We start from the raw sequence: 15199 nt of genomic DNA, 5'->3' as shown, positions 1-15199 counted from the left end.
GATGTAGAAAGGGAGTTAAAACAGTGACGCAAAAGTGGTGGAAAGAAGCAGTAGCATATCAAATTTATCCTAGAAGTTTCATGGATTCAAATGGAGACGGGATAGGGGATCTAAAGGGGATTATAACAAAATTAGATTATTTAAAAGATCTTGGTATTGATTGCATTTGGATTTGTCCAATGTATAAATCTCCAAATGATGATAATGGCTATGATATTAGCGACTACCAAGATATTATGGATGAGTTTGGAACAATGGCTGACTTTGATTTACTTCTCTATGAAGTTCATCAACGCGGAATGAAGTTAATCATTGATTTAGTTATAAATCATACGAGTGATGAGCATAAATGGTTTCTGGAATCTCGCTCGTCTATAAATAACCCAAAGAGAGACTGGTATATTTGGAGAGATGGCATAGATGGGAAGGAGCCTAATAACTGGGAAAGTATATTTGGCGGGTCTGCATGGAAGCTTGATGAGACAACGGGACAGTACTTTATGCATATTTTCTCAACAAAACAACCGGATTTAAACTGGGAAAATGAAGATGTAAGAAAAGCTATATACGATATGATTAATTGGTGGCTTGATAAAGGAATTGACGGTTTCCGAATTGATGCAATCAGCCATATCAAAAAAGAAAAAGGATTAAAGGATTTGGATAATCCTTTAAATTTAGACTTTGTTCCATCCTTTGAAAAACATATGAATGTGGAGGGAATTCAAACCTATTTAGAAGAATTAAAAAACGAGACATTTGCTAAATATGACATTATGACAGTTGGAGAAGCAAATGGAGTTAAAGTGGAAGAAGCAGAGCTTTGGGTTGGAGAAACAAAAGGTAAATTTAATATGGTCTTTCAATTTGAGCATCTCGATCTATGGGATAATGAAAAAAATTACGGCGTAGATGTTATGGAATTGAAGCAAGTACTAAATAAATGGCAAAAAGGTTTAGAGAATAAAGGCTGGAATGCGCTATTTATCGAAAACCATGATAAAGCGAGATCTGTCTCTACATGGGGAAATGATAAAGAATACTGGAAAGAAAGTGCGAAGGCTTTTGGCATGATGTATTTCTTTATGCAAGGAACGCCATTTATCTATCAAGGTCAAGAAATAGGCATGACAAATGTTCAGTTTCCGACAATTGAGGAATATGATGATGTGGCAACAAAAAATCTATATAAATTGAAACGAGAAGAAGGAGTTAGCCATAAGGAGATAATGGAAATTATTTGGTCTTCTAGCCGTGATAATTCTAGAACTCCAATGCAATGGTCAAGCGAGGCTTACGCAGGATTCTCCCGACATACTCCTTGGATGGGGATTAATCCTAACTATTTAGATATTAATGTAGAAAATCAAAAGAAAGATCCAGATTCTATTTATCATTTTTACAAGAAAATGATTGAGTTGAAAAAATCAGGTCCTATTTTAACCTATGGAACCTTTGATTTAGTAGATGAGGAAAATAATCAGGTATTTGCTTATACGCGAACACTAGATGATAAAAAAATGGTTATTATAACTAATTTATCAGCAGAAGAGGCAGTATTTGAAAATCGTGTTGTAGAGTTAGAGCATGAAAATCTATTGTTAGCGAACTATGCAGTGGAAGAGCATGAGCCAACTACTTCGATTTCATTGCAGCCATATGAAGCAAGATTATATACGTGTAAGTAACATGTAGTTTAAAGGCAAAAGTGCATCTAAAAGTCAGATTAACTGGCATTTTGGATGCACTTTTTTGTGTGTTAAGTGAAATTTATCCGTAAATTACGTGGGATTATAGCCTAATAGTGGAGATATCAGCCAAAGCAAACAGGATATCAGCCAAAAGCCAAATAAATCAGCCAAAGCAAACAGGATATCAGCCAAAAGCCAAATAAATCAGCCAAACGAAAGAATCACTTTTTTAAACAAATTACCGCCATCGTACACCGAGAGATGCAGATTAATTCCTTATTATCATTCACTATTTTGATTTCATAAACCATGCTAGATTTTCCTTGATGAATAACTGTAGCAGTTGCAGTTACTATCCCCTCTTTTACGGAGCGAATGTGATTTGCATTTATTTCTTGTCCAAAAACAGCCTGTCTTTTCGAATCAACTAGACTTGCTGCTCCAACACTGGCAGCCGTTTCTGCTAAGGCAACGGAAGCCCCGCCATGAAGGTAGCCAAAGGGTTGTTTTGTTCTTTCATCAACTGGCATTGTCGCAATACATTCTCCATTTTTCACATTCACTATTTTGATTCCTAAGCTTTCCATAAGCGTATTTTTCATTGAAATGTTTGGAAACATAATCTTATTCTCCGTTTGTTTTTTTTCCTTATTATAACATAGGTATCTTTTAAGTTCGTTTGCCCCTTCCTTTAATAGGAATGTCATCGCTTTTATCTTCCTCTTAAGTTTTAATAAAACGCTCACTATTTATGGAGGAAAGGGAGAAAAACTGATGGTAAAGGTTCGATTGAATAGTCTTCCTGTATCTTTTAGGAATGAAAATTTTTTGTTGACATAAAAATAACAATAAAGTTAAAATATTTAATAGTTAAGCTATTTAACTAAAAGAAGGAGAGGTGACTGTTATTAATCGAAAAGAAATAGATCAAATTATTGACCGATATGTCAGTATAAATTTTTCAGTAAATCGTAAATTTGATCAGCTAATTAGACAGGAAATCGGTGATGTTCTTACTACAGAGCAGCATTTTACGATGCGCCATATAAATAATGTCCATGTATGTACATCGACTGAGCTTGCGGTTGTCTTTGGTGTTAAGAAAAGTGCCATTACACCCATTATCAATCGTCTTGTTGAAAAAGGATGGGTGGAAAGAACAAGGGACGAAAAGGATAGGCGTGTCATTTATTTAACCTTGACCATTGACGGCAAAGTGATTTTTGGCGAAATGGAGAAAAAAATTCAAAGTGTGATTGAATCTGTCATCTCGAAATTTGAACATACTGAAATTCAAAATTTCTTAGATACTTATGCGAAATTAGATGGACTGATTGAGGGAAATAAGGAATAAAGGTTGGAGGTAAGAAAGTGAATGCTATTTTAAAAGGAAAATGGTTTATTCTTGGAGCTTGGATTATCGCTATAGTAGGATTATTTATCATCGCTCCAAATATGGGAGATCTAGTGGAGGAAAAAGGACAGATTAGTATACCTGATGAGTATTCCTCTTCCCAAGCAGGAAAGATTCTGGATGAAATTCAAAATCAGAAAAATGTGGGAGAGCAGTCATCTGTAGCACTTGTCTTCCATAATGACAAAAAGTTATCTGATAATGATATAACGGAAGCGAAAAAGGCAGTTGAAGCATTAGAAGCAAACAAGGAAGAGCTTGGAATTACAGATATTATTTCTTCTTTTACCAATGAAGATTTAGAAGATCAATTGGTTTCAGAAGATGGAAAAACCATTCTCACCTCATTAACGATTAGCTGGAATGGCCGAGAAGCAGAGGAAGTAAGTGATGCATTATATAAAACGATCGAAGAATATGATGTAGATCACTTTTATACGAGCAATTGGATGATTGACCAAGATTTAGTTAATAGTTCGCAAGAAGGGTTAAAGAAGACTGAAGGGATAACAGTTGTCTTTATTCTTGCAGTGCTATTAATTGTATTTAGATCAGTTATTGCACCGTTTATTCCATTAATCACAGTAGGTGTTACCTATTTAGCATCTCAATCTATCGTGTCTATTTTAGTAGATAAATTTGATTTTCCGATTTCCACCTATACGCAAATCTTCTTAGTTGCAGTACTCTTTGGCATAGGAACAGATTATTGCATTCTTCTATTAAGTAGATTTAAAGAAGAAATGATGCACAGGGAAAGTATTTGGGAGTCGATAGTGGAAACGTACAAGAATGCAGGCAGAACCGTATTTTTTAGTGGTGTCGCTGTAATGATTGGTTTTGCTGCGATTGGATTCTCTAAATTTGTACTTTATCAATCTGCTTCTGCTGTCGCAGTTGGAGTAGCAATTCTATTGGTAGCCTTGTTCACGGTGGTGCCAATCTTCATGTTACTGCTAGGGAATAAATTATTTTGGCCATCAAAAGGGTCATCAGAACATAAGGATAGTAAATTATGGGAAATGACAGGTGATTTCTCTTTAAAAAGACCGTTGCTTTCCTTACTTATTGTTGCAGCTATATGTGTTCCATTCTTGATCACATATGATGGGGATCTTTCTTTTAATTCCTTAGAAGAAATTAGTGATGATTATCCATCTATTAAAGCATTTAATGCCATTGCTGACAGCTTTGGACCAGGAGAATCGATGGCAACAACTGTTATCATTAAAAATGATGATGAATTAGACTCGATTGAATACCTATCATTAGCAGACTCGGTTACAACTGAATTAGCTAAAGTAGATTTAGTTGATAAAGTTCGTTCCATAACGAGACCAATGGGAGAATCGATTGAGGATTTTTATATTTCTAATCAGGCTAAGACGCTAGAAGAGGGATTGGATCAAGGAAAAGAAGGACTTGATCAAATAAGTGAAGGACTGTACAGTGCTGGAGATGAGTTGCAAAATTCTGAACCACAGCTTAATGATGCAGCCGATGGGATTAATGGGCTTATTAAAGGAACTGATGATGTAAAAGCTGGCTTAGGCGAAATTCAAAATAATCTCGAAAAGATTGAGCAAGGCATTCGCCAAGGATCGGCTGGGTCTGATCAAATAAAAGCTGGTTTAGTAGAAGCAAAATCAGGAGCAGAAGCATTATTGGCTGCACATAAAGATTTACAAAGCGGCTATAAAAAAGTGGAAACTAATTTAGCCACTGCCCTTTTGGAATATCAAAAAATTGGTTCTGGTATAGAGCAATTAGCCACAGGTCTAAATAAAATTCCAAAAGAAACATTTGGCTATTTAGAAAATAAATATGCTGGATTAGCTGATGAGGAAGGCTACCTCGGTATAAGAGAAGGATTTCTAGGAGCTCAACAGCAATTACCGGTCATTAGCAATGGGATAAGTCAATTAAATGATGGCCTTGCAGAATTACAATCGGGAGTCAGTACCGCAAATGAAGGCTATGCCGAGATTCTAAAAAATCAAAGCAATATTTCAATTGGGCTACAGCAATTAATTGAGGGAATAGACCAACAGCAAAAAGGGTTAGATCAACTAGCAGACGGTCAAGGGCAAATTGTTGAAAATATGCCTAAATTAACGAATGGCTTAAGCAGTATTAATGATGGACAGAAGCAGTTATTGGATGGTTTTAGCGAAATTGGCGGACAGCTTGGGCAATTAACCGATGGACTAACACAAAGTGCGGAAGGATTAGATCAAGTTTCCGATGGAATAGGTTCTGCTACAGACTATTTAGCTGGTTTATCCAAGAATGAAACAAATAGTTTCTATATTCCAGAAGAAGTATTAAAGAGTGACGAATTCAAGGACGCATTAGATACGTATTTATCTCCCGATCGCAAAATTATGACTTTTGATGTTATTTTCGCAGATAACCCTTATTCTAACGATGCCATCGATCAAATTGATGTGATAAAGGATAGTGTGGAAAGTATAACAAAAGGGACGAAGCTAGAAAACGCTGAAGTTGCTGTTTCAGGAATTACCAGTACAAACGCAGACCTTCGAACGATGTCAGATGCAGATTATACGAATACCGTTATTTGGATGATGATTGGAATTTCAATTGTATTAATCTTTTTATTCCGTTCCATCATTATGCCAGCCTATATAATTGGATCATTGATTTTAACATTCTACACAGCACTTGGAATAAATGAAGCTATCTTTGTCAATATGCTTGGCTATACAGGAATCAGCTGGGCAGTACCATTTTTTGCCTTTGTTATTTTAGTGGCTTTAGGTGTGGATTATAGTATCTTCCTTATGGATCGCTTCAATGAATATAAGGATTTAACAATAAAAGAAGCGATGCTAGAAGCAATGAAGAGGATGGGAACTGTCATTATATCAGCAGCCATTATTTTAGGTGGTACATTCGCAGCAATGATGCCATCAGGAATGCTTTCCTTATTGCAAATAGCTAGTATAGTATTAGTTGGATTATTTTTATACGCGTTTATCATCTTGCCATTGCTTATTCCTGTACTTGTTAAGAATTTTGGAGAAGCAAACTGGTGGCCGTTTAAACGAGTTAATGACTAAATAAGAAAGAGGAAGACCTTTAGGCTGTAACCTTAAAGTCTTCCTCTTTTTATTATTAAATAGAGTTTTCGCTAGTATTATTTAATTTACTATGCTTAAAACCGTATGAAAAATAAATAATCAATCCGATTACTAGCCAAACGACAAAGCCTTTCCATGTGAAGCTGCTTAGCTGAAGCATTAAATAAACGCAAAAAATGACAGCTAGTCCTGGAATATATGGTACGAAAGGAGTTTTAAATCCTCTTTGAAGGTTTGGCTGAGTGTAACGTAAGACGACGACACCAAGGGAAACCATAGTAAATGCAAATAATGTCCCAATATTGGTTAGTTCTGCTAATCGATCTAATGGCACTAAACCAGCAAAAATTGCTACTAAAGCGGATGTTATCCATGTGCTGACAATAGGTACTTGGTTTTTCTTACTAACCTTTTGCATAGATTTTGGAAGCAAACCATCTTTACTAATGGCGTAAAAAAGGCGAGTTTGCCCAAACATCATTACCATTAAGACGGTCGTGATTCCGATAATAGCACCAAGAGAAACAAAGCCAGCTACCCAATTTTGATTAATATAGCTAAGAGCAAAGGCAACAGGATCTTTGACATTTAATTGATGATAAGGAACAATTCCAGTTAGAATAAGCGATACAATAATATAGAGTATAGTACAAATGGCTAAGGCGGAAATAATCCCAATAGGCAGATTTCTTTGTGGATTTTTTACTTCTTCTGCTGCTGTAGAAACAGCATCAAAGCCGAAATAAGCAAATATCACAACAGCTGCCCCTGTAGTGATTCCAGAAAAACCAAATGGTGTAAAGGGTACCCAATTATCAGGTTTTACATACCAGACACCAACAAATATAAAGAGTAAAACGACTGCTAATTTAATGAATACCATAATGATATTCCATTTTGAGGACTCCTGAATCCCTCTCGTTAATAAAAGCGTAATAATAAAGACGATTATAATAGCAGGGATATCGATAAATGTACCATTTGCAGGGTTAAAGGCACTTGTCATAAAAGTAGGCAAATGGATACCAAAACCTGATAACAGGCTTTGAAAATAACCTGACCAGCCACTTGCCACAGCGGCCGAAGCAAGTCCATATTCCAATACTAAATCCCAGCCCAAAATCCAAGCGATTACTTCTCCAAATGCTACATAGCTATAAGTATAGGCACTGCCTGACTGCGGAATCATAGAAGCAAACTCCGAATAGCATAAAGCCGCAAAAGTACAGGCAAGGCCTGCAATTATAAAGGAAAGAATAAGAGCAGGTCCTGCATATTTAGCAGCGGCAACACCTGTCAATACGAAAATGCCAGTACCAACAATTGCACCGACCCCTAACATCGTTAAATCAAATGCACCGAGTACACGATTAAGCGAGGTATTAGTGCTTGACGTTACTGCCTTTTTTCTGAAGATACTCATGTAAACCTCCTGATGATAAAAAATTGCGAAAATTGCATAAAAATGTCGACCAAATTGAAAAACGACTTTCCTATTTTACTAATTTTCATATAGACTGTAAAGAAAGTTTTTTCTAAAAAATAAAGAAACTTGTTCCTTTTTGTTACAATTTGGTGAAAATAATAAGGACATCGAATAAGATCTATATTCAAAAGAAAGTGTAAAAAAATTCAATCGTTTTTTCTTGTTATTTTTCATTATTGGATTGATAATAAGTTGTAAAGTAAAAAAATTTCTATTGGCTAGGTATTATAAATCGTCAGCGTCAGGAGTCTTTCACATGGAAATATTGCTTTCATTTTTTCGAAAAAAAGGAGTAAAAAGAGTTTTAATTTTAATTTTAATTAGTTTATGCCTTTATTTTGTACGAAGTATGATAAATCTCCTTTTATTTACTTTTATTTTTTCCTACTTAATGGATAGACTTGTTCAGGTATTTACAAGTAAGTTTGCAATTAAACGGACAATAGCTGTTATCTTACTCTATTTTTCAGTGATATTCTTGCTTATATATGGGATTTCCACCTATTTACCTGTTGTCATTCAGCAAATATCTGGATTAGTTATTCAGCTTACAGATTTTTATATGCAGCCACATGATAATGTTGTGTTAAATTTTATAGTGAATAAAATCAATGATTTTAGTATCACAACTTATTTGCATCAGGGAATCACCTTTATATTTAAGTATTTTACTAATATTTGGGGAAATCTTCTTCAAGTGTTTATGGCGATCGTGCTAAGCTTATTTTTTCTGTTAGAAAAAGATCGCTTACGATTGTTTGCTAATCGTTTCCATACTAGCAAAATAGCACCGATTTATTTTGAATGCATGTATTTTGGAAAGAAATTTGTTGCTACTTTTGGAAAAGTAATTGAAGCACAATTTATAATTGCCATAATTAATTGTATCTTAACGACAGCTTCTTTATATTTTCTTGGATTTCCTCAATTATTTGGTTTAGGCATTATGATATTTTTGCTTGGTCTTATACCAGTTGCAGGTGTGATTATTTCTTTCATTCCATTATGCATTATTGGCTATACGGTCGGAGGAATAAGTCATGTCATTTCGGTTGTTATCTTAATTATGGTTATCCACTCTATTGAGGCATATATTTTAAACCCAAAACTAATGTCTTCTAAGACAGATTTGCCAGTATTTTTCACATTTATTGTCCTTATTTTCTCTGAACACTTCTTTGGAGTCTGGGGATTAATCGTCGGTATCCCGATTTTCATATTCTTGTTAGATATATTAGAAGTGAAGAGCGACAAAAAAGAGGGAAGTAAAAAAAGTTCAAACAAAAAAGTCATCTCAAAATGAGGTGACTTTTTTGTTAAGGATAGTATTATTCACTAGGTTTATAAGAACACTACAATAATAATAATGGCAATAATGATACGATAAATTGCAAATGGTGTTAATTTAATTCGATCAATTAACTTTAAAAAGAATCGAATGGAAATTAATGCAAAAATAAATGCACTGATAAATCCAACAATAAAGAATGGAAGAGACGCAGATGTGATATATTCCCAATTGTTTAATAAAGAAATAAAGCTTGCCCCGGCCATAATCGGTACAGCCATAATAAAGGTAAAATCAGCTGCGACACGGTGACTTAGTCCCATAAGTACGCCACCAGATATCGTTGATCCAGATCTTGAAAAGCCTGGCCATAAGGCAATACATTGGAATAGACCAATGAAAAACGCTTGTTTATTGGTGATTTGATCCAAAGAAGTTGTAGTTGGTTTCTTTTTCTTTTGTGTATAGTCTGCGATAATCATCAGAATAGCTCCAACAATCAAAGCGTACACCACTGTTTCAAAATTAAATAGATGTTCATCTATGTAATCATCAAAAAGGAGCCCTAAAACACCAGCTGGGATCAACCCAATGATAACTTGTACGAGGCTCAATTTATGTCCTGTTACTTTTTCGCCATCAATCGTTTTTTTCAAACCAAGAATATTAAGAAAGCGATCTTTGAAGATAATGACTACTGCTAAAATCGATCCTAATTGGATCACTACTTTAAAGGTATTTGCTACTTCAGGTGAAATAAGTTCTCCTGATTTTAACCATAAATCATCAACAAGTATCATATGTCCTGTTGATGAAACAGGTGCAAATTCAGTTAAACCTTCTACTATGCCTAAAATAAAGGCAACAATTAATTCCCATAATTTATCCAAGCCTTGTTCACTCCTATTTATCAATTAATATGTAAATTACTTTTTCAAAAACATACACCCAACTATCATAACAAATATTTTGCAAAAGCTGAATGATATGTGATGTAAAATTTCTGCCATTTAAATTTTTACATAGAGTAAAACGTAGAAATAGAATTATAAGTTTCACTAATTTTATCAAAAATTCTTTGAGTTAAAATGCTTAATAAGAGGAATGAAGATATACTAAGGAAGTAAAGTAGAGGGGGAGAGAATAATATGGCTCGAAAAGGAATTCTATCTCTTGGTGATGCGTTTATCGATTTTGTTTCACAAACAAGGGATAATAACAGTTTTGATAGAAATTTAGGAGGAGCTTCTGTTAATGTCGCTGTACATATAAGTAGATTTGCTATTCCAAGCTTTTATATTACAAAGTTAGGAATAGATGAAGATAGTATATTTGTGGAAGAAGAGATGCAAAAGGAAAAAATAAATTTGGATGAAAGCGTTCGGACATCAACAAAGAAAATTTCCAAAGTTTTTGTTCATCTCGATGAAGATGGGGAAAGACACTTTCATAACTACGAAAATGAAACTCCCGATGAAGTCGTATTGGAATCAGATATTAAAGGACAATCATTTGAAAATAAAGCTATTTTCTATTTTGGATCAGGTACACTTTTTCATCCACATGCAAGAGCAGCAACGAAAAAAGCAATAAGCTTAGCAAAGGAAAAAGGGCTGCTAATTGCTTTTGATGCGAATATACGCTTGAAAAGATGGAATAAGGAAGAGGAATGTAGAGAGGTGATTAGAGAACTTTTGCCTTTTGTTGATATTCTAAAGCTATCAAGAGAAGAGCTTTATTTTCTAATGGAGGTAGATACGGTGGAAGAAGGGATGGAAGAGCTGGCAAATTTAAATATCCCATTTCAGCTTGTTACTCTCGGAGAAAAAGGAGCTATTGGACGATTGCTTGAGAAAAAAATGCATGTACCTGCAGAGGCGGTGAATGTTTTAGATACCAATGGCTCTGGCGATGCATTTATGGCAACAATTCTATTTTATATACACGAAAAAGGATTCCCTAATTCAGAGGAAGAGATGGTGAATTATATAAGGTGTGCCAATAAGCTAGGAGCAATGGTCGCAACTAAAAAGGGATCCTTACCTCCCCTGGATAATTATCGATCACTTGTCCTAAAATGAATTAATTAGACATATTGAGCATCCTGAATACATAAACTCCTAGGTGATAAGCGAGAATGGCGGCTCCACAGTTTAAGCTTGCGACTTGGCTTAGGCGTACCCCATGGAAAGGAAAGTGCATGTAACGAAAACATCCTTAATTAAAAAATTGCTTTAAGCATGCTTACATAGAAGGAACAACCATCATGATGGCAGAATTCTTATGTAAGGATGCTTTTTGTCACTTTTTAAGTCTAAAGACGTAGACAAAAATAATCCAAGAGTTTGTTTCAAGACTTAGATAATCTTTATATGATAGTACAGAGGAATGGAAAAAGTAATAGGTGTCTTTGAAAATTAAAAGATACATCAGAACAATTATTTCCTTACGATCTATTTATTTACGAAAGTAAAGTGAAAAGAGTGTAAATTACGGATTTTAGAAGGGAGGGGTGTTTGTGTGACGGAAAAAAAAGTATATATTATTTTATCTGATACAGGAACATTATTCACACGTTGTATTAAGTTATTTACGAGAAAGCCCCATAATCATGCATCTATTTCCTTTGATCCACAACTAAATGAAGTGTATAGTTTTGGCAGAAGGAAACCTAGCAATCCCTTTGTTGGCGGCTTTGTTAAGGAAAATGTAAAACATGATTTTTTTCGAAAAAGCCGTTGCATCATATATTCCATCTCTGTGACGGAGACACAATATGAAAAAATGAAGTGTAAGATTGAAGAAATGGAGAAAGAACAAAGAAATTACCGCTACAATCTTCTTGGCCTATTATTTATTTTATTTAAAATACCTTATAATCGGAAAAATGCTTATTTTTGTTCACAGTTTGTTGCATCTATCTTACATGAAAGTGGTGTTTTATTTTTTACTAAGCCACCTTGTTTAATAACCCCATATGATTTATTAGATGAATATAATATGCATAGGGTTTATGAAGGGGAATTACAATTATATCCACTTGTTTTTACGAAAAAAGCAGCATGAAGCTATTATATTTTTATCATACCTAGACAACAAATGTTATACCCCTACTAAGGATAGCTTCTTGGTAATTAATATCGTTAGTAAGGGGATTTTTATATAAATGAAAAAAGTGACCCTTTAAAGGGTCGCTTTTTTGGTATGAAATGGATATAGCGCAAATGGTTAATGACAGAACTTTTGGTGAAAATAAAAGTTAGAAGGAAAGCTTTGACAAAGGTAATCCCCATATAATATGATAACAATTGCTGACAAGTCTTATCGGAATTAGGAGGATTAATATGAAAAAATTAAGTATATTGTTTAGTTTATTACTAAGTCTTACCATTGTTTTAGCTGCATGTGGTGGTAATTCAGATAATGAATCAAATGATTCTGCAGATAAAAATGATGACAAAACAGATTTATTAGCGCAAATTAAAGAAGATGGAAAATTAGTAATTGGTACGGAAGGTACTTACCCTCCCTTTACTTTTCATGATGATTCAGGGAAATTAACGGGATTTGATGTGGAAATCGCACAAGAAGTCGCAAAACGATTAGGTGTAGAAGCTGAATTTATGGAAACACAATGGGATGCCATATTTGCTGGACTTGATGCAAAGCGTTTTGACATGATTGCAAACCAAGTAGGAATTAATGATGAAAGAACAGAGAAGTATTCATTCTCTGATCCATACATTTCTTCTTCTGCAGTACTTATCACAAGAGAAGATTCAGATGTAAAAAGCTTTGAAGACATTAAAGGATTGAAGTCAGCACAATCATTAACAAGTAATTACGCTGAAATCGCCAAATCTAACGGTGCTGAGTTAGTTGGGGTAGATGGATTTAATCAAGCTGTTGAATTGTTAAATTCAAAACGAGTAGATGTAACAATTAATGATAAATTATCATTTTTAGACTTTAAAAAACAAAAGCCGGATGCAAAAGTTGTGATTGCTGATACTGCAGATGATGTAGCACAAAGTGGATTAATGTTTAGACAAGGAAATGATTCGTTAGTAGAAGCGGTAAATACAGCATTACAAGAAATGATTGATGATGGTACGTATAAATCAATATCTGAGAAATGGTTCGGAGAAGATGTACTTAAATAATATCTTTACAGACCCAGAAGCATTCCAGCGATATTATGATATTGCCGTTAGTTCCCTTCTTCCTTTGGTGAAGGGGGCTATTTTATATACGATACCACTATCAATTATTTCCTTTATCATTGGACTGATCTTAGCTGTATTAACCGCTTTAGCTAGATTATCAAGTGTTAAAATTTTGCAAATCATTGCAGGGATTTATGTTTCCGTAATTCGAGGAACCCCTTTACTCGTACAGCTTTTCATTATTTTTTACGGGCTTCCGAACATTGGCATTACGCTTGAACCATTTATAGCAGCAATCATTGGTTTTTCCTTAAGTGTTGGAGCGTATGGGTCAGAAATAGTTAGAGGTTCCATATTGAGTATTCCTAAAGGGCAATGGGAAGCTGGATATTCGATTGGAATGAGCTATGCCCAAAATTTAAAAAGAATTATTTTGCCACAGGCTGCGCGCGTGTCCATTCCACCATTGTCGAATACATTTATAAGTTTAATTAAAGATTCATCCCTTGCTGCCTTAATCCTAGTAACAGAAATGTTTCGAAAAGCACAGGAAATAGCAAGCACAAACTATGAATTTTTGCTTCTATACTCAGAGGTTGCGCTTTTATATTGGCTTATTTGCTTCCCTCTATCTATTATTCAGCAGAGTCTTGAAAATCGCTTCGGACGTCACTTGAATAAATAATCAAGCTTCTAATTAGAAAATAAATAATCGATAGAGAAAGGAGGAACTAGCATGATTTCCATCAAGGGGTTGTCAAAGAATTTTGGTGATTTACAAGTATTAAAGGACATAAATCTAGAAGTAGAAAAAGGGAAAGTCATTGTCGTTATTGGACCGTCTGGATCTGGTAAAACGACGATGCTGCGTTGTTTAAACATATTGGAGATACCGACGAATGGCCATATTACGATTGAAAATAAACAATTGGACTTCTCTAAAAAGGTTACAAAAAAGGCTATAACCGATTTTCGAAAATTGACAGGAATGGTTTTTCAAAGCTATAATCTTTTTCCACATAAAACGGCCTTGGAAAATGTAATGGAAGGCCCTATTACGGTGAAAAAGCAATCAAAGGAAATAGCAAGAAATAAAGCTATTGAATTATTAAATAAAGTTGGGCTTGGGGATAAAATCGATTACTATCCATTCCAGCTTTCAGGTGGGCAGCAACAGCGTGTTGGCATTGCAAGAGCATTGGCAATGGAACCAGAAGTGATGTTGTTTGATGAACCGACTTCAGCGTTAGATCCAGAGCTCGTTGGTGAAGTATTAAAGGTAATAAAAGCACTTGCTAATGAGGGAATGACAATGATTGTAGTTACACATGAAATGAAATTCGCGCGTGAGGTTGCAGATGAAGTTATCTTCATGGATGGTGGCTATATTATGGAAAAAGGAAATCCACAGAATATCTTTACTGCGCCTAAAGAAGAAAGAACACAGCAATTCCTACAATTAATTCAATAAAAAAATGAGTTGTTAAGGAAACTCGGATAAGGAGATTCCTTAACAACTCTAAAACAAAAGGGGGAATTACACTTTGTAGTATCATTGTGGCCCCCTTTTTCGTTTTTTATACATACAAAGATAATTTTTTTAAAATCTACATGCTTTTTGAAAAAGGAAGCTATTGTTTATCATGAATTTTCTTATGAATGACTTCCTCTTCTAATAAATTTAAGAAAGCAACAATGATACCAGAGAGCAAAGAAGCAATGGTGTAAACCGATAAACCAGATATAGCATAGAACAGAAACGTTATGATAAGAGTCAATATGCAGCAATAGATAATCGTGTTTACATATACGGGATTTTTCATTTCGAACCTTCTTTCAGCTATTCATATATCTTAGTATATGTGGAGAATTAATAATATACTACTTTTAAAGGGTGATTGCCCTTTTTTATGGATAAAGGGGATAAGCCCTCACTGATTTTACAAAAAAGCATATTTAATAAGTATAAGGAATAGCTTGTATCACCTTCTTAGAAGCTGAATACACAGTCATATTTCTTATACCGTAACCCCATAACCTCCTCTCACTT

At 34.5% G+C, this 15199-nt stretch carries 13 protein-coding genes; 9 read left to right on the top strand and 4 right to left on the bottom strand.

The genetic code is table 11. From position 1 onward, the window contains the following. The first annotated feature begins 23 nt into the window (after positions 1-23). Entirely contained in the window at positions 24-1688 is a 1665-nt protein-coding gene (locus tag QQZ16_RS13710) for a glycoside hydrolase family 13 protein (protein WP_235248203.1), read from the top strand. Positions 1689-1912: 224 nt separating this feature from the next. Here the strand turns inward: QQZ16_RS13710 and QQZ16_RS13705 are convergent, their stop codons facing one another. Next, entirely contained in the window at positions 1913-2293 is a 381-nt protein-coding gene (locus QQZ16_RS13705; protein WP_284561417.1) for a hotdog fold thioesterase, read from the bottom strand. Positions 2294-2589: 296 nt separating this feature from the next. Here QQZ16_RS13705 and QQZ16_RS13700 point away from each other — a divergent pair, with 296 nt between their 5' ends. Further along, complete coding sequence (locus QQZ16_RS13700; RefSeq protein WP_284561416.1) at positions 2590-3045, top strand: MarR family winged helix-turn-helix transcriptional regulator; 456 nt, start codon at positions 2590-2592, stop codon at positions 3043-3045. Positions 3046-3062: 17 nt separating this feature from the next. Then, positions 3063-6188 carry an MMPL family transporter gene (locus QQZ16_RS13695; protein ID WP_284561415.1) on the top strand — a complete coding sequence of 1042 codons (3126 nt, stop codon included), beginning with the start codon at positions 3063-3065 and terminating at the stop codon, positions 6186-6188. A 55-nt stretch (positions 6189-6243) separates the two neighbouring features. Here the strand turns inward: QQZ16_RS13695 and QQZ16_RS13690 are convergent, their stop codons facing one another. Continuing rightward, complete coding sequence (locus QQZ16_RS13690; protein ID WP_284561414.1) at positions 6244-7632, bottom strand: amino acid permease; 1389 nt, start codon at positions 7630-7632, stop codon at positions 6244-6246. A 319-nt stretch (positions 7633-7951) separates the two neighbouring features. On the opposite strand from QQZ16_RS13690, the gene QQZ16_RS13685 reads away from it, so the two are divergent. After that, the gene (locus QQZ16_RS13685) at positions 7952-8998 is read left to right on the top strand and encodes an AI-2E family transporter (RefSeq protein ID WP_235248191.1); all 1047 of its coding nucleotides are present in this window, start codon (positions 7952-7954) and stop codon (positions 8996-8998) included. Between the two features lie 38 nt (positions 8999-9036). On the opposite strand, the gene QQZ16_RS13680 is transcribed toward QQZ16_RS13685, so the two are convergent. Next, positions 9037-9873 carry an undecaprenyl-diphosphate phosphatase gene (locus QQZ16_RS13680; protein ID WP_235248190.1) on the bottom strand — a complete coding sequence of 279 codons (837 nt, stop codon included), beginning with the start codon at positions 9871-9873 and terminating at the stop codon, positions 9037-9039. 258 nt (positions 9874-10131) lie between these two features. On the opposite strand from QQZ16_RS13680, the gene QQZ16_RS13675 reads away from it, so the two are divergent. The 5 genes from QQZ16_RS13675 (at position 10132) to QQZ16_RS13655 (ending at position 14620) form a co-directional block, all read left to right on the top strand. Further along, positions 10132-11064: a carbohydrate kinase family protein gene (locus QQZ16_RS13675; protein ID WP_031536354.1), complete on the top strand. Its 933-nt coding sequence runs from the start codon at positions 10132-10134 to the stop codon at positions 11062-11064. A 439-nt stretch (positions 11065-11503) separates the two neighbouring features. Continuing rightward, positions 11504-12049, top strand: a complete 546-nt coding sequence (locus QQZ16_RS13670) for a hypothetical protein (protein WP_031536353.1) — start codon at positions 11504-11506, stop codon at positions 12047-12049. Between the two features lie 278 nt (positions 12050-12327). After that, positions 12328-13146: an amino acid ABC transporter substrate-binding protein gene (locus QQZ16_RS13665; protein WP_284561413.1), complete on the top strand. Its 819-nt coding sequence runs from the start codon at positions 12328-12330 to the stop codon at positions 13144-13146. Next, positions 13133-13834, top strand: a complete 702-nt coding sequence (locus QQZ16_RS13660; RefSeq protein ID WP_031536351.1) for an amino acid ABC transporter permease — start codon at positions 13133-13135, stop codon at positions 13832-13834. The genes QQZ16_RS13665 and QQZ16_RS13660 overlap by 14 nt, the downstream gene beginning before the upstream one ends. A 51-nt stretch (positions 13835-13885) precedes the next feature. Further along, entirely contained in the window at positions 13886-14620 is a 735-nt protein-coding gene (locus tag QQZ16_RS13655) for an amino acid ABC transporter ATP-binding protein (RefSeq protein WP_284561412.1), read from the top strand. Positions 14621-14780: 160 nt separating this feature from the next. Here QQZ16_RS13655 and QQZ16_RS13650 read toward each other — a convergent pair whose 3' ends face one another. Continuing rightward, positions 14781-14972, bottom strand: coding sequence for a hypothetical protein (locus QQZ16_RS13650; RefSeq protein WP_284561411.1), 192 nt, complete (start codon positions 14970-14972; stop codon positions 14781-14783). Positions 14973-15199 lie beyond the last annotated feature (227 nt).

Source organism: Bacillus sp. T2.9-1 (assembly GCF_950097965.1).
In the GTDB taxonomy this organism is placed as follows: domain Bacteria; phylum Bacillota; class Bacilli; order Bacillales; family Cytobacillaceae; genus Niallia; species Niallia hominis.
Note: the sequence above shows the minus strand (reverse complement) of the source record. Positions and strands in the feature narration are given on the sequence as shown.

Coding starts and splice junctions, on each gene's coding strand:
- QQZ16_RS13705 (WP_284561417.1), bottom strand. CDS start 2,293: ATGAAAAATACGCTTATGGAAAGCTTAGGAATCAAAATAGTGAATGTG.
- QQZ16_RS13690 (WP_284561414.1), bottom strand. CDS start 7,632: ATGAGTATCTTCAGAAAAAAGGCAGTAACGTCAAGCACTAATACCTCG.
- QQZ16_RS13685 (WP_235248191.1), top strand. CDS start 7,952: ATGGAAATATTGCTTTCATTTTTTCGAAAAAAAGGAGTAAAAAGAGTT.
- QQZ16_RS13675 (WP_031536354.1), top strand. CDS start 10,132: ATGGCTCGAAAAGGAATTCTATCTCTTGGTGATGCGTTTATCGATTTT.
- QQZ16_RS13665 (WP_284561413.1), top strand. CDS start 12,328: ATGAAAAAATTAAGTATATTGTTTAGTTTATTACTAAGTCTTACCATT.
- QQZ16_RS13660 (WP_031536351.1), top strand. CDS start 13,133: ATGTACTTAAATAATATCTTTACAGACCCAGAAGCATTCCAGCGATAT.
- QQZ16_RS13655 (WP_284561412.1), top strand. CDS start 13,886: ATGATTTCCATCAAGGGGTTGTCAAAGAATTTTGGTGATTTACAAGTA.
- QQZ16_RS13650 (WP_284561411.1), bottom strand. CDS start 14,972: ATGAAAAATCCCGTATATGTAAACACGATTATCTATTGCTGCATATTG.